Here is a 23,909-nt window from a genome sequence, read left to right as displayed (position 1 = left end):
TTTCCTGTGCTACGCCAATTATACAGGTCCCTTTCTTTACTTTCGTGGAGTGGGGCTCCCTTCCGGCAGGGTGGGGCTAAAATTCCGTGCAGATGGAGCTGCTGGTCCGGTGTATGCAGACCTGCAATGGCTACTTTGGCAGAGGTTCATTGGAAAACCGACAAGTTTAACTGTCCGATTTGACAAATATTATATTTTGATACATAGATTTTTGCATGATTTTTCCTGCCATTTTGCTCGCTTGGGCAAAAGAAGGTAAGCAGATTCAAATTATGTATATCAAGCAAGCATATATCCTTACTTGGAGAACCTCTCGTAATATGCATCCAACTTCTCATCACAAATCACTTCGATTTCAACTTTTTCATCTTTGCTCAGCCGCTTCCACACTGACTCATCCACCTGAACAATGCCCAAAGTTTTGGTGTGCCGAAGCATCTGCATATCCTCAAACCGTTTGAAAGGGTTAGCCAGGATATTCCGCTCGGCATCCTTGTCGGTGTAGCCGCCCTTTGCAAAGATGCTGTTTTTCTTCTCTACAGTCAGCCCGGCAGATCGGCGGCTCTCATAGTAGGACCTGAAATAAGAGACGATGTCTTCCAGTTTGATCCGTCCCCGTTCATCGGCATAGAGCAGGATAGCTTTGATCAATACCGGCTTGTAGGAGTAGCTCATATCCATTTGGCGTATCATGTCCATGAACATATCCTTCCGGTTGGAGTCGTCAATCAGCGTCCATCTATACTGCTGAGCGCACTTTGCAAGCGTCTCCTCTTTGAAATATTTGAAGGTGCGGTGCTCGCTCATGGGCACCACCAAATCGGGCACCAGCTTGCCTTCCCGGACATAACGCTCGATGGTTTCGGTCTGCACATCCACTCTGCGGACGAACTCCATCTGAGAAATCATTCCCTCAGCCTCTTCCTGCCAGTTGAAGATATCTACCAGCTCGTAGTCTGTGACACTCACCGGCCAGTCGATCAGCGCCTCCGGCTTTTCCCCCCTGGCGTATAGCTCCGCTTCTGCTGCCTTCTGCACACTGGGGGCCACAGCCAGTTGGGCTGCTCTGTACTCCTTCAGCTTGAACAGACGGTGGAGGGACTGGGGCATATTGTACTGGCTTGCGTTGTCCACAAAGTCAAAGACCATCAGACTCTCTTTCCCCTCATACAGCCGCATTCCTCGGCCAAGCTGCTGGGTATACAGTGTCTTAGACATAGTGGGCCGTGCCATGAACAGCACTTCAATTTCCGGACAATCCCACCCCTCATTGAGCAGGTCGCAGGCACATAAGACCTGAATCTCCCTGTTGACAAACTTGTCCTGGAATTCTTTTCGTTCTGACTGCTTCATGCTGCCGGAGGCTGCCGATGCTTGAATGCCCTGGTCACGGAACATCTCAGCGATCTGCTCGGCGTGCTTTACCGAAGCGCAGAATACTACCGTGCGCTTGCCCCGGACATACTGAAGCCACGTATCCACAATGAGTCGGTTGCGCTCCGGAACATAGATTTTACTTTCCAGATCCCGGATATTATACTGCACACTGTTGAAGCGAACTTTACTCAAATCGATGTTGGTATGAATGCGGATACATCGGATGGGCACCAGCTCTCCGATTTCCACGGCGGTTTGAATATCTAACTTGTGAGCGGTATTTTTGAAAATTTCCAGGATGCTTTGATCATCCATCCGCTCTGGTGTCGCCGTCAGGCCAAGGGTAAAGGCCGGCTTGAAATAGGAGAGTACCTTTTGGTATGTGTCCGCCGCCGCATGATGGGCTTCATCCACAACGAGGTATTCAAAAGCATCATCTTTGAAACTGTCCAGATGGAGCGCCACACTCTGCACGCTGCCGCAGACCACGTGGGCATTGGGCTGTTTCATGCTCTCAATATACCGGCCAACAGTTACACTGGGCCACAGCTTACGGAAGGTTTCGGCAGCCTGGTTGACCAGCTCCTGAGTATGGGCCAGGAAAAGCGTTCTTCCACCACAGCGTTTGGCATCCATCACAGCTGTCACTGTCTTTCCAGTTCCAGTGGCATGGTATAAAAGGGCAATCGTTTCACTGTTAGAGCGCATCTCATCTAATGATTTCAGTGCCGCGACCTGGTGTTCCTTCAACTCCAGATCAGTTCCATCCAAAGCCTTGCCCCGCTGCTGAGGAAGATAGTCCTCTATCTCCTTAAATTGCGGATGACTGCCCAGAAAAATGCGCAGTTCATCTTTAACGGTCTCCGGTTGTATCTGCATCTGCCGCACCGCCCAGCGGTACACATCCCAGCCTAAATAGACCATACTGTTCTGCTTCAGCAGATCATCATAGAACTTTCCGGATGACACCAGCTGTTTATTGTGAGAAGCTTCATCATCAATTTCGATGGCAACCCTGCGCAAGCCGCTCTCCAGCACAAAATCAGCGTAGCGACTGTTCTGATAGATGTCATAGAAATGGTATTGAGAGTAGAGATATCCTGCCTTTTCCGCGCCGAAAGCTTCACTGAATAGCTCAATAAACAGATCTTCCGCAGAACTGCCGGAGGCAGAGTGGTATGCCGTCATCAGGGTCACCTTATCTTTCTCTGACTTCTTTCAAAAGAATCTTCTCATCAAAGCTGCCTCGTCTGGCGGCCTTTTCCTGCCGTACCTGTTCCAGCTGTTCCCAGGTCCAGCCTTTGGCCCGCACCACGGCACGCATGACCTCCAGCAAATCCGCCAGTTCTTCCAGCGATTTGCTCTCCTGATATTCTGTCAGCTCCTCAGCCAGCTTGGAATCCAGCATTTCCAGGTAGCAAGTTTCGGACAGTACCTCTGTGATACAAATTTTTCCATCTGCCCGGATGATTTCAGGGATTCGATCCCGAACAAGTTTTTGATATGTTTGATTTGGCATTTGGGTTTCCCCCATAGATTTTGATTGTTGCGCTGAACACCCGTTCAAGCAACTCATGATATGAGTTGCTTCCATTTTATCACAATGCTCGATACTTCTCAACACATTTCGTCAAATTTACCTACCCAAAACCATTGTAAGCACCAAGAGGGCCACCAGGAAACAAGCATTCTCCGCCGTAAAGTACCGGAAATATGCTCCTTTAGTCTGGCTTTCCTCCCGTGCAACGAGCTTATAGGAGATCAAGCTTGCCATGGATGCGATCAGCGCTCCTAGCCCATCCAAGTTGACGCCGATGATCAGTGTGGACAGATTCCCTGTAAATCCAGAGAGCAGCAACGCAGCCGGAACATTACTGATCACCTGGCTGGCGGCAACGCCGGCCAGGACTTCGTGCCCGGAGACGAGCTGCTATAGACTCTGCGGGTTTCCGATAGGCGTTAGCATACTGACAAGATTGACGGCGACAGTTTGCAAAACCACAACAGGAACCATCAGCTGCCATGCTCTCCCGACCGTGCTCAAAAGTACCTGCGCAACACACTGGAACATGCCGCTCTTTTGTAATCTGGCCATGACGCTCATCAGGCAGAACAGGAATGCCCGTGTCCGAAAGTCCTATAGCCCATATATTCTTTGTCAAGGGCTACAAAAAGCATGGAACAGTAATTCATCGACCAGTGGCTCCATACTTGACTGTATGCGGTGCTGGACTGCCGCTTGGAAGATATTGCGGAGTATGTTCCCGATGACGAATGAAGGAGTGCCGGTTGGCACTCCTTCTGTCTTTATAAGTTGTATCTGATATAATTCAAAAATTCGATTGACTATAAACCACGCCATGTGCTATCCTATACAAGAAAGGAGTTGACATCCATGGTTATTCGAGAGAACTATCTGTCCAAAATCCGCCCCTTCATCGGCAAGGACATCATCAAAGTGCTGACTGGCATCAGGCGCGGCGGTAAAAGCGTTCTGCTGGAGCAGATCCGTGACGAGATCAACAGCCCCAACACCATATTCCTGAACTTTGAGGACTTAGGCAACCAGCGCCTTTGCGAGTACAATGCTCTTCACGACTATGTATGCGAGAAAATTGGCGACAGCAAGGAGCAATTCTACCTGTTTTTTGACGAGATACAGGAAGTGCAGGGCTGGGAGAAGGCGGTCAACTCCCTGCGGGTGAAATTCCATGCGGACATCTACATTACTGGCTCCAACTCCCGGCTGCTGTCCGGCGAGCTGGCGACCTATATTGCTGGGCGGTATATCTCCTTTGCTGTATACCCTTTTTCCTTTACAGAGTTTCAAATTGCTGACCCTGCCCTGACTTTCGACCAATATATCCAATACGGCGGTATGCCCTTCCTGTCCAGCATCAATTTCGAGCCGGAGATCAGCAAAAACTATCTCCAGGACATCTTCAACTCGGTGGTACTGAAGGATATTGTCAAGCGAAATAACATCCGGGACGTTGACCTGCTGGAGCACATCATCGCCTATGCCCTGTCCAATGTAGGCAGGAGCTTTTCAGCCACCAGCATCTCCAAATTCTTCAAAGCAGAAAACCGCACCGTAGCTCCTGAAACGATTCTGAACTATCTGAAAGCCTGTGAGGAAGCCTATCTTCTGTACCGTCTCAAGAACCAGGACATCAACGGCAAGAAGATACTGAAAGTCAATGAGAAATACTATGTGGCCGATCACGGGCTGCGGGAGGCAGTTATCGGTGCAAACCTGCAAAACGTGGAAATCGTTCTGGAAAACATCGTGGGCCTTGAATTGCTCCGCCGGGGATACAAGGTCTGTGTCGGGCGTGTAGGGACAAAGGAGATCGACTTTGTAGGTGAGAAACAGGGTGACAAGCTGTATGTCCAGGTCTGCTATCTGCTCAGTGATGAAGCCACTATCCAACGGGAGTTTGGTTCGCTGCTGGAGGTCAGGGACAACTACCCGAAGCTGGTTCTGTATAAAGAAGGCTCTTTCCGGGGGAATTACGAGGGTATCCCAGCAATCAGGATTGAGGACTGGTTGGCAGGGAAAAACGTGTAAAGCAGGTGTGCTTGGGCGGTCTTTGTGTGGTGCTACCGTAATTCCCCTGCTTACAAACAAAACACTTTGGCTCGTATAAAAAAGATAACGCTGAATTGTGGTTGACTTTGCACATAATATGTACTATAATCGTCGTGCAAGGAGGCGATGATATGGATACCAACATGACATTCCGCATGGATTCCGATGTGAAAGCAGAGATGGTCGCTATCTGTGCCAAGCTGGGAATGACAACGTCCACTGCTTTCAATATTTTTGCCAATGCCTTTGTGCGTGCAAAGGGAATGCCATTCGCTGTAACAATTCAAGAGCCAGATGCTCTTGTGTCTAAGGAGTCAATGCTGGCAGATACCGACCAATTATTGGCTGATTTTGCGTCAGATTATAAGAGGATGGCAGAATGATTTGGATAAAGGTGGAGGACGTTATTCTGATCCACAGCCGAATTATTCAAGTCACTGGTGGGATAGACGGTCTCCGAGATCGCGCCAGTTTGGAAGCTGCTCTTGCCGCGCCGCTTCAATCTTTTGCGGGAGAGGATCTTTTCCCTTCAGATATTGAAAAAATCGCCCGTCTTGGATATGGATTGGCGGCTAACCATGCCTTTATAGATGGAAATATGCGGATCGGCGCCATGCTGACACAACTCCTATTGAAGTGGAACAGCTACCATCTGGAATTGCAAAAGGGTGAGTTGGCGGATATGTTTATCGCTATTGCCGATGGCAGTGCAGATGAGCAGGATTTGTTAGCCTGGATTCGGGCGCATATCAGATGAAATGAGTAAGGTCAGCGCCCATAATCGGGTGCTGACCTTGTTGTTTCCCGCGATCAGAATCGAGGACTGGCTGACGGGGAAAAATGTGTAAAACCCGCATTGTATCTCTCAGAAAAATGTGCTATACTATCCTTGATCCCACACAAGAATGGCTGGTGATGTGATGAAGCGAAACGCCTTAGACGCGCTAATCAAGTGGCAGCATAGCGAAGACCGCAAGCCTATGGTCCTCAAGGGCGCACGTCAGGTTGGAAAGACCTGGCTGATGAAAGAGTTTGGTCAAAGCTGCTATGAGCACTCCGTTTACTTCAACTTTGATGAAGAAAACGAACTGAAATCTATTTTTGAGGTCAACAAGAACCCCCAGCGAATCATAGAATTGCTCTCCCTGATTGCCGGAGAGAAGATTTTACCCGGTGAAACTTTGGTGATTTTTGATGAGATACAGGAGTGTCCCGCCGCCCTCAACGCCCTGAAATACTTCAGGGAAAAGGCCAACGACTACCACATCATTTCAGCGGGCAGTCTCCCGGGGACGCTGCTAGCCCAGCCAAAGTCCTACCCGGTGGGCATGGTGAACCTGCTGGACCTCTCCCCTCTTACCTTTGACGAATATCTGGCGGCTGTGGAGCCTTCACTGTATGAGTTCTACCGCGGCATCCAGAAGGAGCAGCCAATTGAGGAGATTTTCCACCGCCGCTTAATGGAAGCCTGCAATAACTACTTCATTATTGGCGGTATGCCGGAGTGCGTGGCCTCCTGGATAACATACAAAGACCCGGCTAAGGTGGCCCAGATTCAGCGGGAACTGATCGAGATCTATGAGAACGACTTCTCCAAGCACAACGGCAAGGTCAACAGCGGTCGTATCCTGATGGTCTTCCGCAGTATCGTTTCCCAGCTTGCCAAAGCTAATGAGAAGTTCATGTACGGCGCTGTCCGTGAAGGCGGTCGGGCCAGAGACTTCGAGGAGGCAATCGAATGGCTCGTCTCCGCCGGGATGTTGAACAGGGTCTACAATGTCTCCAAGATGGAACATCCTCTTGCCGCCTTTGACAAGCTGGATCAGTTCAAGCTCTTTGTCTTTGACACTGGATTGCTCAAGCAGATGGCGGGGATCGACAACAGCGCAATTCTGTTAAAAAGTGATTATCAGTTCAAAGGCCCCTTGACCGAGAATTTTGTTTTGCAGCAGCTCCGGGGGCAGTTTGAGGTAGAACCCCGCTACTACTCCGACAAAAATGGTGAGATCGATTTTGTGGTGCAGTACGGGACAGAGATCATCCCCATTGAGGCCAAGGGCGGCGAGGATAAATCGGCCCCCTCCTTCAAGCGGTATATTGCCGAACACCAGCCGGAACACGCCCTTCGCTTCTCCAAGCGCGGCTATCGGAAGGACGGGTATATCACCAATCTTCCGCTGTATCTGGCGAGAAAAACAAGGGAGTTGCTTTAAGAGCAAGTATCCGCATCCATGATAAGGAGCATCCAATTATATGAGTAATGAAAAAGTATTCCAAATGGATTTCGGGAAAATCTATGACTCTCTATTGAACAAGGCCACCAGGAAAGGGCGTACTAAATCCGAAGTGGACGAAATTATCTGCTGGCTTACAGGATATGATGCTGAAGCATTGGAAGCAGCCCGCCTATCCCCTGTTTGCTATGGAGACTTCTTCCGCAACGCACCCATGCCCAATCCCAACCGAACGCTGATAAAAGGTGTTGTTTGCGGCATACGGGTTGAGGAGATCGAAGACCCTCTTATGCGAGAAATCCGGTACTTGGATAAGCTGATTGACGAGCTTGCCAAGGGCAAACCTATGGAAAAGATTCTGCGGAGCCAGGAGGAACCCGCCATGTGGGTATGTCCCAAATGCGGCAGGTCATTTCGCAGGAAAGATCAAGACCATTACTGTGGGAAAGCACCAGAGACGATTGAAGAGTACATCCGTAGCCAGCCAGAGGATGTCCAGCCCTATCTGCATCAGGTGAATGGCGCCCATCAAAGGCAGCCTCCCAGAGGCCAAGGAGAAAATCTCCTGGAGTATGCCCACCTACTGGAAGGGCCGCAACCTGATTCAGTTCGCGGCGTTCAAGAAGCACATCGGCCTGTACCCCGGCCCGGAGGCCGTGGAAGCGTTTGCCGACAGATTGACGGACTACAAGACCAGCAAAGGAACCATTCAGATCCCCTACTGCAAGCCGTTACCGCTGGAATTGATTAGGGAGATTGCGGCGTGGTGCGAGCAGAACAACCAGAAATAGGGGCTTGTCCACTCCGTTTTCCCCACATCGCAAAAGATCTGCCTTTCCGATTTGCGCACCCGACAATACGCCTGGTTGAAACCATAAATTATGAAGGGACGGTTGTCATATGTCTGAAACATTGGAAAGTGTCATCCGCGAATGGGTGGTCAAAGACTACTTCACTCCAAACATCAAGGCGGAGGTCATTCTGGACACACTGCTGTCCAAATATATCCATGAGCTTGTGGAGGGGACAACCCTTGTGGCTAAGGAGATGTCGATCCCACGGGGGGACCTCTTTGGGAGCATCGGTACAAAAATCGACTACGTGCTTGCGGGCGACAAGGTTTACCTCATTGAGCTAAAAACTACGGACAGCAGCGACAATGACGAGCAGGCGGGGAAGTATCTTGAAGAATGTCAGAGTCAGGAAAAATCCTTTGGCGATAAGATTGGCCGGCAGTTGCTGTCTATCCTGAATAAAAAGGCTGTTTTTAACCTGAAACTGGGAGGGCATGAGCATTGGACCAATGAAACTCTGCGCACTGCCTTTGACTTGATTCTGCAAAAATACGGAGTTAAGTCCCAAGACGGCCACTGCGCTGAACAGGCTATGGCACTGATTCGAGAAAAAAGATGGACACAATCAAAAAAATACCGTTCCCGGAAATACCTCTATACCCTGGGCAAGCTGGTGGATTATCCGGAGAAACTCTGGGATAAACAAATGGAGGTCATCTATCTGACACCGGATGGACGACGCACCCATGAGGGAATAGAGCCCCGAAGCCTGAAAAAATTCGTTGCGGATTTGCCGAACCGGCATCCGAATGACGAGCTTGCCCAGCTGCTGGCGGACATCATTGCCGCCATCTATTTACCGGAAAAGGCAGGGAAATGATATGGCGGGCCTGACCATCCATCGCGGCACCCACCAGATCGGCGGCTGCTGCACCGAGATCAGCGCCGGAGGACACCGCATCCTCATCGACTTCGGGGCCAACCTGCTGGGGGCGGACGGAGACGCCCAAACGAAGGACCGTGAGATGGTCCAAAAGGTGTTCGGCACCCGCCAGGACGGCGCGGTGCTGTTCACCCACTACCACGGCGACCACTACGGCCTGTTTAAAAAAGTTCCGCCGGGCGTACCCATGTACATCGGCCCCCTGGCCAAGAACATCCTGCGTATCCTGGTCCCCTACATCGACCGGGACGCGCCGGAAAAGGGCAGCGCCATCGTGGAACAGATGAGAACCTACGAGCCGGGAACGTGGATGACACCCGTTCCCGGCATCAGTGTCCGCCCTCTCTATGTGGACCACTCCGCCCTGGACGCCTATATGTTCTGCATCCAGGCGGCGGGCAAGACCATCCTGTTCACCGGGGACTTCCGGGACCACGGCATCGCGGGGCAGGTGGGGCGCATGGAACGGATGGTGCAGAAATATGTGCCTAAGCCGGTGGACCTTCTGGTCACCGAGGGCACCATGCTCAGCCGCACCGGCGAGGTCGGGGACACCCTGGTCAAGTCGGAGGAGGAGCTGGGCCAAAGGGCGGAGGCGCTGTTCCAAACGCACAAATATAACTTTGTGCTGGTGTCCTCCACCAACCTGGACAGCATCATGGAATTTTACCACAACACTCCCAAGGGGATGCACTTCGTCTGCGATCTGTACCAGGCCCGCATCCTCCTCACCGCCATGCGGGATATGCAGGAGGAGCGGGGGTTCAAGGAATACCGGACCTCGAAAACGCACCCCACGATACGGGTGCTGGGCAAAGGGGACAGCCGGTGGGCGGAACTGCGGGAGATCAGGGAGTCCATGAAATACCCTGTGTACTGCAAAGCCATTACAGAGGAAGAGCTGGAGCGGGACGGCTTTGTGGTGCTGGCGCGAAAAAACACCCACCCGGACACCTATATCAGCCCCTTCGACAAGCTACGGGAGAAATTCCTGGACAAGGACGGACAGATCATCTATTCCATGTGGAAGGGATATCTGGAGGAGGAGCACGCCGACAAAGACCTGCTGCGCTTCATCGGCGATCATCCTTACGAAACCCTGCACACCAGCGGCCACGCCTATGTGGAGACCATCGCCAAACTGATCGATACCGTGAATCCCAAGTGGATCCTCCCCATGCACACGGAGAGGGCGGATGAATTTGCCTCCATCCCGGCCTTCACCCTCTGGAAGGATCGGGTGAAGGTCCTGCATGACGGACAGACGCTGGATCTGGATGAACTGTAAGCAAATGCGTGACCGGCCCAGGCCGGTCATGCGCTTCCCGAAAAAGCGTCGGGACGTTTGTCATACTGCGGGGCAGGCGTGTGCTATACTGGCCCCACAACCCGGGCGGATATGAAATGAAAGGGGATACCGTATGGGCATAAAACGACCGACCAACGAGAACATCCACATTGGAAACATCTTTAAGCATTCCAGCTACGATGAGTGCGGTAGCGGCTGCTCCTTCTATCAAGTGGTGGGCCTGCGGGGAAAGACGCTGGTAGAGCTTCGGGGTATCCGGGGTGAGAGCTATGTGGATGAGTCCTGCCAGCTTGGCTATGGGCAGGTCAAGGTGCGTCCTCTGCCAGGGCAGTTTTGGAAGGACGCGGAGGTCATGACTGTCAGGGTTTGCAGCGATGACTCGGACGATGGCAGGCACTGGCTACGCGAGCGGGGTGAGACCAGCCGGGTGTTCGGAACCTACTATTCCCAAGTGCTGGAAGGAGAGATAGGCCAAATGTCCGGCTATGACGGTTTCTACGTCTTGGACAGGATGAAAAAGGAGGGAAAGCTGCCGTCATGATGGAGGAACTGACGAAAACCAGCCGAATCCTCTCCGTCTACCACCTGTTCCTCAACTGCCAGGAGGTCTCCTTCCAGGAGCTGAAGCAGCAGTTTGAAGTCAGCGAAAAGACCTCCCTCCGGGACATCCGCCTGCTGGAGCGGGCGGGGGTCCTGGAGACGCGGTACGACCGAAATGCCAAGGCCTTCTATCCGGTGAGCCTGGAGGTTCGGCCTATGGCGGCGGAGGAAAACCAGACCCGGCGGAAATACCTGGAACGGATCCGGCGGCTGTGCCTTCTCATGATCCGGATGGCGGAGGAGGACGGCTCTGACGGCATGAACAAGCGGGAGCTCTACCGGGAGCTTTTTCCAGACTGCTCCGACCGCACCCGGCAGCGGGATTTTCAGGAGCTGGAGAAGCTGGGCTACCGCGCCTCATACAGCCGGGAGTGGCCGGATGAGCCGGGGCGGTGGTCCTACGAGATCCCCGGCACTTATGGGCTGGAGACGATGCCAAGAATGAGGTGGTAATATGTGGGAAGCTGTTCAGCTGCCCCGAGAGACCGATGCCCCAGAGGAAACGGAACGGCTTATTCAGCAGTTCGCCGAGGAAAAAATGCGGGAGTATGACGGGGCGGTGTTCTTCTGCATTTCCCGTGCGGATAAGGAACGCCGTCTCACCTTCCGGCAGGCGGCTGCCTCGCTGGGCTGCAGCGCCCGCGACGGAAGGGCTACGGCTACCGCTTGGAGGGCGCAGACTTTAGCGGAACGAGCCGGAAGGAACGTCCTGTTTGTAGACCCCGCGATGCAGTCATATCTGGAAGAGTACCTGGATATCTGCCCTGCCGGATCGCGGCATGTGCTGATCTACTGCCATCGCAAGGGAAATGGCCCTTCCCCGCGTATGAGCGCCTTTATGGACTTTTGGGAGGAGCACAGCGTGGATATCTGGGACTTGGGTGAGCAATGAATCTGCGGAGGCTGGAAGCATGACAACAACAAGTGAGCATCTCCCTGTATGCAATATAACTGAGCCCGCAGCGTGGAGCGGCCTTTGGTGGCTGCTGGATGTGGAGACCAGCGGGCTGAACCGGCAGGAGGACGATATCATTGCCCTGCGACTGGCCTGTATGGAGGACTTCAGTATCACGGAGGAGCGGGAGATTTTGATCCGTCCGCGCCAGCGCTCAGTCCCTGGGCGGAGAAACTGACCGGCATCATCAACCAGGCTCTGGAACAGGCGCTCTCCCCTGACGAGGCAGTCAGCCAGTTGGAAGAACTGGACGGCCCCTTTTTGTTCCTTGACAGGGACTTTACCCTGCCGTTTTTGCAAAACGCCTATCTCAGGTGCGGGCGGGAGTTTGCTCTCCCCTGCCTTCTGCTGGATCGTCTCACCGCCATGCTGCTGGGATGTTCACCCAGACAGAGGGCGGATGCCTTTCTGGAGCAGCTTCCGCCGCCTGACGGCCTGGGCGGTATGCCGCCCCACAATACTGATCTGAGGAAACTCTATGAACTGTCCCTGGCTGTATTTCGTGTTTTGGAAGAAACGCACCACATTCAGAACACCGCGCAGCTGAACGATTTCAAGGAGAATAAGGAGCATGATGTTTGAAGCCGCCGTAAAAAACGGGATACTGGGCCTCGTTGTGGGTGACGCCCTGGGCGTGCCGGTGGAGTTCCGTTCACGGGAGGAGCTGGAGTGCGATCCCGTGAACGGGATGCGGGCCTATGGAACCCATCACCAGCCCGCCGGGACCTGGTCGGACGATTCCTCTATGGCGCTGTGCCTGCTGGAAAGCCTGACAAGCGGCGTAGACTACAAAGAATGATGGACCGGTTCCTGCGTTGGGTAAATGAGGGGTACATGACCCCCTACAGGGAAGTCTTTGACATGGGCATCGCCATCCAGCAGGCGCTGGCGAGGTTTGCGCACGGTACTCCCCCACTGGAATGCGGCGGCATTGGAGAACGGGACAACGGCAACGGCTCGTTGATGCGCATTCTGCCAATGGCTCTGTATCTCCACCGCACCATGGGGCCTGATTTCTCACGGATGACCGAGGCCTACCAGATCATCCACAACGCCTCCGCCCTCACCCACGCCCACCCTATCAGTCTGATAGCCTGCGGGCTATACTGCGCCTCCGTCAATGAGCTGCTCTGCGGCAAACCCAGCGTGTGGGACGGGATCAAGGCCGCGAAAGAATTCTACCGCAATCACACGGAGTTTGTTCTCTACTTGGACACCTTCCAGAGGATCGAACCCAATGTCCTCCCCGCTCTGCCCAAGTGCGAGATCAAAAGCAGCGGATACGTGCTCCATACTCTGGAGGCCGCGCTGTGGTGTCTGGAGCGGCACGACAGCTTCCGCGCCTGTCTGCTGGAGGCTGTCAACCTGGGCGAGGACACCGACACCGTAGGCGCTGTAGCCGGAGGACTGGCCGGGCTGAAATATGGAGATATCCCGGAGGATTGGCTCTCTGTCATTGCCCGCCGGGAGGAGATCGAGGGCCTGTGCGGGGCCTTTTCCCAGTCATTCGAGGAGGGACGAACATGCTGATCAAAAATATGGAGTATCTTTCCCAGCGCCTTCGCTGCACTGATGAGGAAAAGGATGCCTGCCTGGAGACGGTTACGGTGCTTCTTCATTTCTGGACAGACGTCCGAAAAAATGGCGTGCTGGCCATTGGAGGCGACCGGGCGAAGCAGAATCCCAACCCTTTTTTCCGCACCTGCCTGCTCGACGCCATCGAATGGATCGACTCGGAGGATGAGCCGCTGCTTGAGGAATTGTTTGCTCAGTACCTGATTGCCGGAGATTACACCGGCGGACTGTTTCTGCAAAATATAGTGATTGCCGAGGGGATCCTGGCATATTTGAAGTTTCTCCATGAGCATGAGGATGGAGGGAGCTTCCAGCAATGGGGCAACCGGCTGTCTGTTGTCGTGGGGGGATATTTCGGCGTGGAATATCGGGAAAAGCTCCGTAAAACCATCCGCCAGGAGATTCGGAAGCGAGAACGTGAGGTCAAAAAGACTTCCCTCCTGCCGGAGTTTGACGCATTGGCAGAGCTCTCCCTTCCGCTGTGCGAAAAGCTGCTTCGGGATACATATGGCGGTCATTATGCTTTTGGAGATCGTACCGTTGCGCTTGCTTTGAAATATGCCAGCAGCGCGGTACAGGATCATGTTTTATCCGTCCTCTCTCCGGAAGAACGGGAGGCATTGGAGATCGAGATGGACGCGTGTGTCCTCGTGAAACAGACAGATGTAGAATGCGCCCAGCGGGAGATTTTGGAAAAAGCTGCAAGCTATCGTCACCTCAGCTAAAAGAAAATGGAGGAACCTGAATATGTCCATTTACAAGAAAGAGGCATCCTTGGAAGAAATGAAGCGGGAGGCCATCCGCCGCATGGAGCTGCTGAAGCTGGACGCCCGGACGATCCGGGATTTCGAGCGGGATGGATCGGTCAGCCTATCCCAGCAGATCGGAGATCAGGTCTTTCTTCATTCATCCGACGATGAAATCTGTGAGCGAGTGAAACGGTTCGAGCAGGAGTACGAGTGCCTGGTCTACCACGTCCTCTGGGCGGATAGTCCTATGGTGGGAGAATGCTGGAGCCTGCTGTTTGTGTCCCCCGCATCCTCAGACTGGAAAGGTGAGCAAAAATACATCAACAGCTCCGGCCTGATCTATGCCTATGTGGAGTCGGAGATGGAGGATGGTGTCAGCGAGATCATGGTGCAGCCCCAGGACGGCGGTCTGATCCGGCTGGGATGAGGAATCTTCCTGACGCAAGGAGGCAACAAGATGTATTATGTGATGTCCGATCTCCACGGCTGCTTTGACAAGTACAAGGAGATGCTGTCCCTCATCGACTTTGCCCCAAGGGACACCCTCTATGTGCTGGGGGACGTGATCGACCGGGGGCCGGACGGCATCAAAATCCTGCAGGACATGATGCTCCGTCCCAACGTGTTTCCTCTCCTGGGCAATCACGAGTTTACCGCCGCCGTGTGCCTCCCCTGGCTGATGGAGGAGGTCACGAACCAGAGCCTGGACGCCCTGGAGGAGACTCAGATCGCCGCCCTAAGCGAGTGGATCGTCAACGGGGGCGGCGTCACTATTCAGAGCCTGAAGGGACTCATCCAGGAGGAACGGGAGGATGTCCTGGAATATCTGCGGGAGATGGAGCTGTTTGCCTGCGTCAAGGCCGGCGGCAGGGATTTTGTGCTGCTGCACTCCGGTTTAGGCCATTTTTCCCCGGACAAGGCGCTGGAGGACTACGAACTGGAGGACTTCCTGTTCGGCCGGCCCGAGCTGGACACGGCCTATTACCCGGACAAAATCCTGGTATTCGGCCACACCCCCACCCGCATTCTGGGCGGCGGGGACAAAATTCTCCGGCGGGAAACCTGGATTGACATCGACTGCGGCTGTTTCTTCGCGGGCGGACGGTTAGGCTGCCTGTGTTTAGACACCATGGAGGAATTTTATGTGTAACGAAAATCAAACCAAACCGGACGTATACGACTGGGTCCTCTCTCCGGAGATCAGGGAGCATATGCGCACCGCCCGCCCCCTCACCGTCGAGGAAAAGGCGGACATCATCGACAGCGGCTGCCGCCCCATCGTGGACAAATATGCCGCTTTAACGGCTTTACTCCGGGAGGCGGATCGCGAGGAGGACAAAGCGATCCTTACAGACCTGCTCAAGCTGTACGACTGGGCCTTTGAGGAGCTGCACAGCCGGCGTCCGGAGCAGGTGTTTATCTTCCAGGAGACGTGGTGGAAGGACGATCCCCTGGACCACGACCCCTGCGGTGTTCAGGGTGTATTCAGAACCTATGAGGAGCTGACGGACTACCTGAAGGAGTACGAGGGGTACTATGAGGATCCTCCTTTGGGGTATCCCGATGGGATAGATTTCAGGGGGTACGTTGAAAAATGGGCCGAGGTGGACGGTAAAATGCAGTCTGTTTTGGGCCTGAACATCTTTTTGGTGGACGGAAAAATCATCATACAGGATTTCGATCCCTGGTATCTGGAGTCTGTCCGGAAAGACGGGTACAAAGAACTGGGCATTCGCTACGAGGCCGAACGCATTCACAGCTACGGCACTGGCCTTACGACCTTCCCGATCCCCTTCCGCTCCGGGGACCTGGTGCAGGTGGAGGTCCCGAGCATGGCGAGACCTCGGTATGGCGTGGTGGCTGTCGTGGAAGCCTTGGGGCGCTACGTCCATATGGCGTATATCGAAAACGATTGTCTGGAGTGCATGGACCTGAGCTACCGGTACTATGACCTCACTTCCGGTTGGCGAGTCATCGACTGGACCCGGCCTGTCCAGCCCTCGGACCTGCCCGAGGGGTACGGCCTGCTGACAGAGCTGAGCGACGCGCTGCACGCACTGGACGAACAAGATATTGCGGCGATCGACTCTCTGTTTTTCGGTGTGTTGGGGGAGGAAGACTCCCGCCACGTCCGAAAGGTTTTCCGGGCGCCGGAGCCGATCCCACTGGCAGAGCTTTTGGATGATTGAGTCCCCATGAACCCCTTGCGCCGCAACGGGTTCTCGCCTCTTACTTAAATTAATAACTTCGGCGACCTCGATACCCAAAATTCGACAAAGTCCAAACCTGTACTGAGATTTTCACCAAATAAAAGGAGAACCGCTTGTTGCGACTCTCCTTTATTTCAGATAAAAATTTGTGTTGGGCGTAAGATATCAGCAAAAAAAGTATTTAGGCTCTGCTCCGCAACGTCAGCAAAACAAACAGCAGAAGCATAAGGCAAAACAGAGCGAGAGCGGCCCTCAGGGATAAGGAAAGGTTTGAGAGCAGCAGTGCAACGCCAATCACACAGACAGCGGTTTCCTGTAGGCGTGCCATGACGCGGTCCAGGCCGTAAGCGGTCTTGACCGTCCCAAAAACACCCTCCACAGCATTGCGGTCGCAGTTGTCCTGATACTCCAGTTTCTTTGCTTGACGGGACAGGCCGGGAGCTTTTGGCGGCTTTCCCAGGGCCGGACCGGACAGACGAATACCAAGCTCTTTGCAAAAAGCCAGTGTCTGGCGGCTGCGGTAGATTTTGTCCGCCAGGATACGTTCCGGGTAACAGCCATAGCGCTCCCGGTACCGAGCCACCGCCCGCCAGAGGTCTTCCGATTCGTTGAAGGGCTCGAAGTCCAGCCGTTCGATCCTGGCATAGCCATCCACCAGACTGATATGCAGTTTTGAGCCAAACTCGGTATTGGCGTGGGCTTTTCCCCGAACGATGGGCCGGACCCAGGGCTGGGCCAGACTGACGATGCGCCGGGGAATGCTGTGGGTCCCGGATTCAAACATGAGGCGCTGCTGCTCGTAGACAGTAGTCATGATATTCAGGCGGTCCGCCTGCTTTGAAGACAATTTTGCACCTTTTTGAACCAATTCAGCTATGTACCTGATATCCCGGCGGATGTATTGCAGCTGTTTGCGTATCGCGGAACGGATTGCGTTCCCACTGCGCTTCTTGCTTTTGGACAGACGGAGATAGTCCTTCCGGGCGCGCTTGCGGTACATCCGGGGCTTCTTCTGTCCTGCCGCTTTACACAGCTCGTCCACCGTTTTCTCCGCTTTCTCCCGCACTTGGTTGAGTAAATCGATGTCCTGAGGATAGGCGATGTCCGCGGGGCAGCATGTGGCGTCCAAAATCAATGTCCCGCTGTTCGGCGGATCGTTCCCGTCATCCGAGTCATCCTGTTTCCCTGTCTCCGCTTTTGGGACAGACGCCTCCAGAATTGCTGCCAGGTCCTCCTCGCTGAACCGTTTCCGGAACGCCACCAGCGTGGACGCCCCGAACGGACACGGCCCGTACTCCTTCATGCCGATGAAATATTGCAGATACGGGTTTTCTCCAATGTGCTTCACCAGCCATTGGTCGCTGCATTTCAGCCGCCGCTGAATCAGCAGCGCCCCTAATGCCATCCGTGCCGGATGGGCCGGGTGACCATTGTTCACGAATCGCGCTGCATACCGCTCCTCCGCTATCTCCCACGGAACCAGCGCCGCCAGTTTCACCCAATCGTTTTCTGGGTCCAGTTTCCCATATGGAAAGATGAAATCTTCCATCCGAAGCTGACTGTTGTCCTTATACATCCACTCCGCCCCCTATAAGTGCACGCTTTTTCCTTGCTTTTTCCCAATTCCCTTGCACCTATTCTACCATATTTCATCCCATATTGCTTGTCTTCTAAGCAGTTTGAGGTTACGAAGCAGGCCCTATTTAAAAGATCCATGATTATCCGGAGAAATATCCAAGCCATTTTCGTGTAGTAGATTTGCGCAGCGGAAAAAAAGTTGATGACGACTACCGGGCAGTCCATTTGTATTATCAAAGAGTAACTTGACCTATCCCATCGAAGTACAGCTTTGGTGCGGAAAAGATTATGCTTTCGATGTATGGAGTCATCAGTATGTCTATAAGTATAAAACTCCGGAAATTGGAAGAACGCTATATCAAGAATATTCTGCTGGAATCATCCGTACAGAACAAGATTTTTTAGCCCGGCTACGCGAATTGGAGGCGATTTGAATGTGTGATAAGAAAATTTACATTGTGGCGAAGATTTTCGATAAGCCCGGCAGTTTGGCATATCTCTGCAAGACGCCCAATGAGGCCAGATGCCTGCCAGGGACTCTGGAGGCTCTGCGGGCTGAAGGGGTCCAGATCGTTATTTTGGACTCGCCGGAAATCTATTCGGAGTATGCGCCATATTCTTATGTGGAAGACATGAAAGCATTTATCGACAAAGTCTGCCAATTAAATCGAGTTGCCTGATAGTACTTCGGTCACATCCAGATTCTTCAAATGAGGGCTTGTCTCCCCTATTTTCCCCACACAGAAAAAGCCACGGAACCCAGCATTTGCAAGGGTTCTGTGGCTCTTACTTAGGGCCTGCTTCGTAACCTCAAACTGCTTAGAAGACAAGCAATATGGGATGAAATATGGTAGAATAGGTGCAAGGGAATTGGGAAAAAGCAAGGAAAAAGCGTGCACTTATAGGGGGCGGAGTGGATGTATAAGGACAACAGTCAGCTTCGGATGGAAGATTTCATCTTTCCATATGGGAAACTGGACCCAGAAAACGATTGGGTGAAACTGGCGGCGCTGGTTCCGTGGGAGATAGCGGAGGAACGGTATGCAGCGCGATTCGTGAACAATGGTCACCCGGCCCATCCGGCACGGATGGCATTAGGGGTGCTGCTGATTCAGCGGCGGCTGAAATGCAGCGACCAATGGCTGGTGAAGCACATTGGAGAAAACCCGTATCTGCAATATTTCATCGGCATGAAGGAGTACGGGCCGTGTCCGTTCGGGGCGTCCACGCTGGTAGCGTTCCGGAAACGGTTCAGCGAGGAGGACCTGGCAGCAATTCTGGAGGCGTCTGTCCCAAAAGCGGCGACAGGGAAACAGGATGACTCGGATGACGGGAACGATCCGCCTAACAGCGGGACACTGATTCTGGACGCCACATGCTGCCCCGCGGACATCGCCTATCCTCAGGACATCGATTTACTCAACCAAGTGCGGGAGAAAGCGGAGAAAACGGTGGACGAGCTGTGTAAAGCGGCAGGACAGAAGAAGCCCCGGATGTACCGCAAGCGCGCCCGGAAGGACTATCTCCGTCTGTCCAAAAGCAAGAAGCGCAGTGGGAACGCAATCCGTTCCGCGATACGCAAACAGCTGCAATACATCCGCCGGGATATCAGGTACATAGCTGAATTGGTTCAAAAAGGTGCAAAATTGTCTTCAAAGCAGGCGGACCGCCTGAATATCATGACTACTGTCTACGAGCAGCAGCGCCTCATGTTTGAATCCGGGACCCACAGCATCCCCCGGCGCATCGTCAGTCTGGCCCAGCCCTGGGTCCGGCCCATCGTTCGGGGAAAAGCCCACGCCAATACCGAGTTTGGCTCAAAACTGCATATCAGTCTGGTGGATGGCTATGCCAGGATCGAACGGCTGGACTTCGAGCCCTTCAACGAATCGGAAGACCTCTGGCGGGCGGTGGCTCGGTACCGGGAGCGCTATGGCTGTTACCCGGAACGTATCCTGGCGGACAAAATCTACCGCAGCCGCCAGACACTGGCTTTTTGCAAAGAGCATGGTATTCGTCTGTCCGGTCCGGCCCTGGGAAAGCCGCCAAAAGCTCCCGGCCTATCCCGTCAAGCAAAGAAACTGGAGTATCAGGACAACTGCGACCGCAATGCTGTGGAGGGCCTTTTCGGGACGGTCAAGACCGCTTACGGCCTGGACCGCGTCATGGCACGCCTACAGGAAACCGCTGTCTGTGTGATTGGCGTTGCACTGCTGCTCTCAAACCTTTCCTTATCCCTGAGGGCCGCTCTCGCTCTGTTTTGCCTTATGCTTCTGCTGTTTGTCTTGCCGAGGTTGCGGAGCAGAGCCTACTTAAATTGCTAACTTCGGCGAACCATTACAAACAGAAGCGAATGGATTTGCGATTTATATTTTCCAGTTTATTTTGATTTTTTCCTGTGAAGCATAAATACTTTCTATCAGACTGTCCACAATGGTTAGCTTGTCGCCCATGGAGATTTCTTCCCAATTATCCAGGTATCCTGTGATTTTCTTCAGACGATATCCTTTTCCCTCTGTGAGCCGTACGATTTCAGCGTACAGCTCCTTTTTTTCAGTATCCAAGACAGTTATACGGTTGTTGATGTACTCCATAACAGCTCCATTCGCCAGCGGAATTTTATCCAGCAACGAACCGATTTCCTGGTCAATCACTTCTATCTGGGTTTTCAGTTTGATTGTCTGCAAGTCACAGCTCTCCTGCTTCTGTTTGGTCAGTGTGTTAAACTCGGCCAGTTTCTTCCTCATTTCCTCAAACACGATTTCATCCACAAGATCCGCATCCAGAGAACCAAAGTTACATCCACCGGTATTGTACTTATTGTTGCAAAGATAATAGCGGTTGTCAGACTTTGTTTTGCAGTGATACACCTTTGCGGAGAGTGCATACCCACAGTGAGCACATTTGACCTTGCCCGCCAGCCATGTTGCTTTGGCCTTGATTGGTTTTGCTACCCTGGTGCTGCTTAAACATTTACTGCGGCATTTGATCCAGATATCGGAGGGAATCAATCCCTCATGGGGAGCCAGCACCAGAGTATGTCCCTGTAAGGATACTGTCTTGCGTTTTCCCTCGTTTCCGGAGTAGAGATAGGCGCCGTTCGTTCCAATAAAGTCCTCTGGCCGGTTTTCGATGATGGTTCCCTGAGCCTTATAAAATTCATAGAGGCGGTAGTCCGCCCGGACATAGACTGGATTGACAACCAAATCACGGATACGGCTGCGGGAAAACGGCTCCCCATTCCGCTTTTTGACCTGCCGCTCATCCAGCCAGCGCACAATGTCACCAAATGAGGTCTGAGGCTGAGCGTACATGGAAAAAATCTGTTCTATGATTGCAGTTTCTTTCGGAACTGGTTCATACATTTTGGTGCGTATTCCATCAATGACGGTTTCTTTTAAGCGAAACCCATATGGCACCTTCCCTCCCATGTAAAAGCCCCGCTTACTGCGAGAACTGTAGGCATCAATAACTCGCTGTTGGATGGTTTCTCGCTCCAGCTGAGCAAAAATCATCACGATCATCAGCATAGCTTTGCCAATGGGCGTACCTGTGTCGAATTTCTCCATGGTGCTGACAAAATCCACTCCATACTTCTGGAACATGTCGATGACGCTGGCAAAGTCCAAGACAGAACGACTAATCCGATCCAGACGATACACAATCACCCGACGGATTTTTCCGGCCGTAATGTCAGCCATCATCTCTTGAAACGCTGGCCGGTCTGTATTCTTTCCGCTGTAACCTTTATCTGTATATACCTTGATATCTTCCCCTATTACTTCCCTCCTGCAAAATTCGACCTGGCTTTCCACAGATATACTGTCCACCCGGTCCACTGATTGCCTTGTATAGATTGCGTCGATAAGGTCCACTCCCCTTCTTCGCAAAAAGAAGCGGAGCTGCTAACCCCTATATTATAAGGGTGCAACTCCGACAACTCAAGACCTAACTGGACACATATTTACAGAAAATATCATAAAGCCGTTCTTCAATAGCTTTTTTAACGGCCTCCCGTTCCTCCCGACGATATACCGGTGTCGCGTTCTCCACCAAGATGGTCCGGCTGTGATAACACCGTTCGTGGGCTTCTGTACAATATGCCGTTGCCATAGGTGCCCACCACCTTCTTTTTGCGATACTCAAACTGTACTTTCATCATCATCTCTTAGCGTTCTGAATCAAAATATTCGTGGCAACTTGTCCACTATTCCAACTCATTGTTCAAATATTTGTTTCATCAAACAGGTATCCCTGAAAAACTGTCCCGTCATGGAGCATAAACCGCTGATCAGGTTAGCATCCGGGCGTTGGGTTGCCAGGATCAAGTGAATGCCGAATACCCGGCCCAATCTGGCTATGGCCGCCAGCCGGCTTTCAAGCAGGAAGAAACCGGCGTTTGACAGTTCCAAACCGCATCGGAGAATGTGAGTACAGAAAAATATGCGTATATTTGTCGCGGCATTGGCCAATTAGGCTCTGCTCCGCAACGTCAGCAAGACAAACAGCAGAAGCATAAGGCAAAACAGAGCGAGAGCGGCCCTCAGGGATAAGGAAAGGTTTGAGAGCAGCAGTGCAACGCCAATCACACAGACAGCGGTTTCCTGTAGGCGTGCCATGACGCGGTCCAGGCCGTAAGCGGTCTTGACCGTCCCAAAAACACCCTCCACAGCATTGCGGTCGCAGTTGTCCTGATACTCCAGTTTCTTTGCTTGACGGGACAGGCCGGGAGCTTTTGGCGGCTTTCCCAGGGCCGGACCGGACAGACGAATACCAAGCTCTTTGCAAAAAGCCAGTGTCTGGCGGCTGCGGTAGATTTTGTCCGCCAGGATACGTTCCGGGTAACAGCCATAGCGCTCCCGGTACCGAGCCACCGCCCGCCAGAGGTCTTCCGATTCGTTGAAGGGCTCGAAGTCCAGCCGTTCGATCCTGGCATAGCCATCCACCAGACTGATATGCAGTTTTGAGCCAAACTCGGTATTGGCGTGGGCTTTTCCCCGAACGATGGGCCGGACCCAGGGCTGGGCCAGACTGACGATGCGCCGGGGAATGCTGTGGGTCCCGGATTCAAACATGAGGCGCTGCTGCTCGTAGACAGTAGTCATGATATTCAGGCGGTCCGCCTGCTTTGAAGACAATTTTGCACCTTTTTGAACCAATTCAGCTATGTACCTGATATCCCGGCGGATGTATTGCAGCTGTTTGCGTATCGCGGAACGGATTGCGTTCCCACTGCGCTTCTTGCTTTTGGACAGACGGAGATAGTCCTTCCGGGCGCGCTTGCGGTACATCCGGGGCTTCTTCTGTCCTGCCGCTTTACACAGCTCGTCCACCGTTTTCTCCGCTTTCTCCCGCACTTGGTTGAGTAAATCGATGTCCTGAGGATAGGCGATGTCCGCGGGGCAGCATGTGGCGTCCAGAATCAGTGTCCCGCTGTTAGGCGGATCGTTCCCGTCATCCGAGTCATCCTGTTTCCCTGTCTCCGCTTTTGGGACAGACGCCTCCAGAATTGCTGCCAGGTCCTCCTCGCTGAACCGTTTCCGGAACGCTACCAGCGTGGACGCCCCGAACGGACACGGCCCGTACTCCTTCATGCCGATGAAATATTGCAGATACGGGTTTTCTCCAATGTGCTTCACCAGCCATTGGTCGCTGCATTTCAGCCGCCGCTGAATCAGCAGCGCCCCTAATGCCATCCGTGCCGGATGGGCCGGGTGACCATTGTTCACGAATCGCGCTGCATACCGCTCCTCCGCTATCTCCCACGGAACCAGCGCCGCCAGTTTCACCCAATCGTTTTCTGGGTCCAGTTTCCCATATGGAAAGATGAAATCTTCCATCCGAAGCTGACTGTTGTCCTTATACATCCACTCCGCCCCCTATAAGTGCACGCTTTTTCCTTGCTTTTTCCCAATTCCCTTGCACCTATTCTACCATATTTCATCCCATATTGCTTGTCTTCTAAGCAGTTTGAGGTTACGAAGCAGGCCCCA

At 53.1% G+C, this 23,909-nt stretch carries 24 protein-coding genes and 2 pseudogenes; 21 read left to right on the top strand and 5 right to left on the bottom strand.

From position 1 onward, the window contains the following. Window positions 1–297: 297 nt before the first annotated feature. On the bottom strand, window positions 298–2,565 hold the full coding sequence (locus tag VV088_RS06035) for a DEAD/DEAH box helicase (protein ID WP_334599876.1): 2,268 nt from the start codon (window positions 2,563–2,565) through the stop codon (window positions 298–300). Window positions 2,566–2,575: 10 nt separating this feature from the next. Further along, window positions 2,576–2,953 carry a nucleoside triphosphate pyrophosphohydrolase gene (locus tag VV088_RS06030; protein WP_334599875.1) on the bottom strand — a complete coding sequence of 126 codons (378 nt, stop codon included), beginning with the start codon at window positions 2,951–2,953 and terminating at the stop codon, window positions 2,576–2,578. 819 nt (window positions 2,954–3,772) lie between these two features. On the opposite strand from VV088_RS06030, the gene VV088_RS06025 reads away from it, so the two are divergent. The 19 genes and pseudogenes from VV088_RS06025 (at window position 3,773) to VV088_RS05935 (ending at window position 16,317) form a co-directional block, all read left to right on the top strand. Beyond that, window positions 3,773–4,948 (top strand): ATP-binding protein, encoded by a 1,176-nt coding sequence (locus VV088_RS06025; RefSeq protein WP_334599874.1) that lies wholly within the window; start codon window positions 3,773–3,775, stop codon window positions 4,946–4,948. A gap of 152 nt (window positions 4,949–5,100) precedes the next feature. Continuing rightward, the gene (locus tag VV088_RS06020) at window positions 5,101–5,352 is read left to right on the top strand and encodes a type II toxin-antitoxin system RelB/DinJ family antitoxin (RefSeq protein WP_334599873.1); all 252 of its coding nucleotides are present in this window, start codon (window positions 5,101–5,103) and stop codon (window positions 5,350–5,352) included. Next, the gene (locus VV088_RS06015) at window positions 5,349–5,726 is read left to right on the top strand and encodes a type II toxin-antitoxin system death-on-curing family toxin (protein ID WP_334599872.1); all 378 of its coding nucleotides are present in this window, start codon (window positions 5,349–5,351) and stop codon (window positions 5,724–5,726) included. Before VV088_RS06020 ends, VV088_RS06015 begins: the two co-directional genes overlap by 4 nt. A gap of 163 nt (window positions 5,727–5,889) precedes the next feature. Next, window positions 5,890–7,182, top strand: a complete 1,293-nt coding sequence (locus VV088_RS06010; protein ID WP_334599871.1) for an ATP-binding protein — start codon at window positions 5,890–5,892, stop codon at window positions 7,180–7,182. A 40-nt stretch (window positions 7,183–7,222) separates the two neighbouring features. After that, a pseudogene (locus tag VV088_RS06005) lies at window positions 7,223–7,567 on the top strand (DUF2200 domain-containing protein); the annotation flags it as partial. Window positions 7,568–7,585: 18 nt separating this feature from the next. Continuing rightward, window positions 7,586–7,994, top strand: a pseudogene (locus VV088_RS06000) (iron chaperone). Window positions 7,995–8,238: 244 nt separating this feature from the next. Continuing rightward, window positions 8,239–8,877 carry a hypothetical protein gene (locus tag VV088_RS05995; protein ID WP_334599870.1) on the top strand — a complete coding sequence of 213 codons (639 nt, stop codon included), beginning with the start codon at window positions 8,239–8,241 and terminating at the stop codon, window positions 8,875–8,877. Window position 8,878: 1 nt separating this feature from the next. After that, on the top strand, window positions 8,879–10,228 hold the full coding sequence (locus VV088_RS05990; protein ID WP_334599869.1) for an MBL fold metallo-hydrolase: 1,350 nt from the start codon (window positions 8,879–8,881) through the stop codon (window positions 10,226–10,228). A 133-nt stretch (window positions 10,229–10,361) separates the two neighbouring features. Continuing rightward, complete coding sequence (locus tag VV088_RS05985) at window positions 10,362–10,790, top strand: hypothetical protein (protein WP_334599868.1); 429 nt, start codon at window positions 10,362–10,364, stop codon at window positions 10,788–10,790. Next, on the top strand, window positions 10,787–11,302 hold the full coding sequence (locus tag VV088_RS05980; RefSeq protein WP_300822720.1) for an HTH domain-containing protein: 516 nt from the start codon (window positions 10,787–10,789) through the stop codon (window positions 11,300–11,302). Before VV088_RS05985 ends, VV088_RS05980 begins: the two co-directional genes overlap by 4 nt. 1 nt (window position 11,303) lies before the next feature. Continuing rightward, window positions 11,304–11,741: a hypothetical protein gene (locus VV088_RS05975; RefSeq protein ID WP_300770161.1), complete on the top strand. Its 438-nt coding sequence runs from the start codon at window positions 11,304–11,306 to the stop codon at window positions 11,739–11,741. A 19-nt stretch (window positions 11,742–11,760) separates the two neighbouring features. Next, window positions 11,761–11,982: a hypothetical protein gene (locus tag VV088_RS05970; protein WP_334599867.1), complete on the top strand. Its 222-nt coding sequence runs from the start codon at window positions 11,761–11,763 to the stop codon at window positions 11,980–11,982. 59 nt (window positions 11,983–12,041) lie between these two features. Next, on the top strand, window positions 12,042–12,386 hold the full coding sequence (locus VV088_RS05965; protein ID WP_334599866.1) for a hypothetical protein: 345 nt from the start codon (window positions 12,042–12,044) through the stop codon (window positions 12,384–12,386). Continuing rightward, the gene (locus VV088_RS05960; protein WP_334599865.1) at window positions 12,376–12,603 is read left to right on the top strand and encodes an ADP-ribosylglycohydrolase family protein; all 228 of its coding nucleotides are present in this window, start codon (window positions 12,376–12,378) and stop codon (window positions 12,601–12,603) included. Before VV088_RS05965 ends, VV088_RS05960 begins: the two co-directional genes overlap by 11 nt. A 35-nt stretch (window positions 12,604–12,638) precedes the next feature. Next, window positions 12,639–13,334, top strand: a complete 696-nt coding sequence (locus tag VV088_RS05955) for an ADP-ribosylglycohydrolase family protein (protein WP_334599864.1) — start codon at window positions 12,639–12,641, stop codon at window positions 13,332–13,334. Further along, entirely contained in the window at window positions 13,328–14,104 is a 777-nt protein-coding gene (locus VV088_RS05950; protein ID WP_334599863.1) for a FliG C-terminal domain-containing protein, read from the top strand. Before VV088_RS05955 ends, VV088_RS05950 begins: the two co-directional genes overlap by 7 nt. Before the next feature lie 22 nt (window positions 14,105–14,126). Next, window positions 14,127–14,555: a hypothetical protein gene (locus VV088_RS05945; RefSeq protein ID WP_334599862.1), complete on the top strand. Its 429-nt coding sequence runs from the start codon at window positions 14,127–14,129 to the stop codon at window positions 14,553–14,555. 30 nt (window positions 14,556–14,585) lie between these two features. Beyond that, window positions 14,586–15,278, top strand: a complete 693-nt coding sequence (locus VV088_RS05940; protein ID WP_334599861.1) for a metallophosphoesterase — start codon at window positions 14,586–14,588, stop codon at window positions 15,276–15,278. Continuing rightward, a complete protein-coding gene (locus VV088_RS05935) occupies window positions 15,271–16,317 on the top strand; it encodes a hypothetical protein (RefSeq protein ID WP_334599860.1) in 1,047 nt (348 codons plus the stop codon). Before VV088_RS05940 ends, VV088_RS05935 begins: the two co-directional genes overlap by 8 nt. Before the next feature lie 202 nt (window positions 16,318–16,519). Here VV088_RS05935 and VV088_RS05930 read toward each other — a convergent pair whose 3' ends face one another. Then, the gene (locus tag VV088_RS05930; RefSeq protein WP_334599763.1) at window positions 16,520–17,914 is read right to left on the bottom strand and encodes an IS5 family transposase; all 1,395 of its coding nucleotides are present in this window, start codon (window positions 17,912–17,914) and stop codon (window positions 16,520–16,522) included. A gap of 436 nt (window positions 17,915–18,350) precedes the next feature. Here VV088_RS05930 and VV088_RS05925 point away from each other — a divergent pair, with 436 nt between their 5' ends. Further along, window positions 18,351–18,596 (top strand): DUF6718 family protein, encoded by a 246-nt coding sequence (locus VV088_RS05925; RefSeq protein ID WP_334599859.1) that lies wholly within the window; start codon window positions 18,351–18,353, stop codon window positions 18,594–18,596. Between the two features lie 237 nt (window positions 18,597–18,833). Further along, complete coding sequence (locus VV088_RS05920) at window positions 18,834–20,240, top strand: IS5 family transposase (protein WP_334599857.1); 1,407 nt, start codon at window positions 18,834–18,836, stop codon at window positions 20,238–20,240. Between the two features lie 42 nt (window positions 20,241–20,282). On the opposite strand, the gene VV088_RS05915 is transcribed toward VV088_RS05920, so the two are convergent. Together VV088_RS05915 and VV088_RS05910 are read right to left on the bottom strand one after the other, a co-directional pair. Then, entirely contained in the window at window positions 20,283–21,791 is a 1,509-nt protein-coding gene (locus VV088_RS05915) for a recombinase family protein (protein WP_334599856.1), read from the bottom strand. A gap of 597 nt (window positions 21,792–22,388) precedes the next feature. Then, window positions 22,389–23,783: an IS5 family transposase gene (locus VV088_RS05910; protein WP_334599763.1), complete on the bottom strand. Its 1,395-nt coding sequence runs from the start codon at window positions 23,781–23,783 to the stop codon at window positions 22,389–22,391. Between the last annotated feature and the right edge of the window lie 126 nt (window positions 23,784–23,909).

Origin of the sequence: Lawsonibacter sp. JLR.KK007 (genome assembly GCF_036941135.1) — a bacterium.
Lineage (GTDB): Bacteria > Bacillota > Clostridia > Oscillospirales > Oscillospiraceae > Lawsonibacter.
The sequence above is the reverse complement of the archived record's forward strand: the minus strand, read 5'-3'. Positions and strand labels throughout refer to the sequence as shown.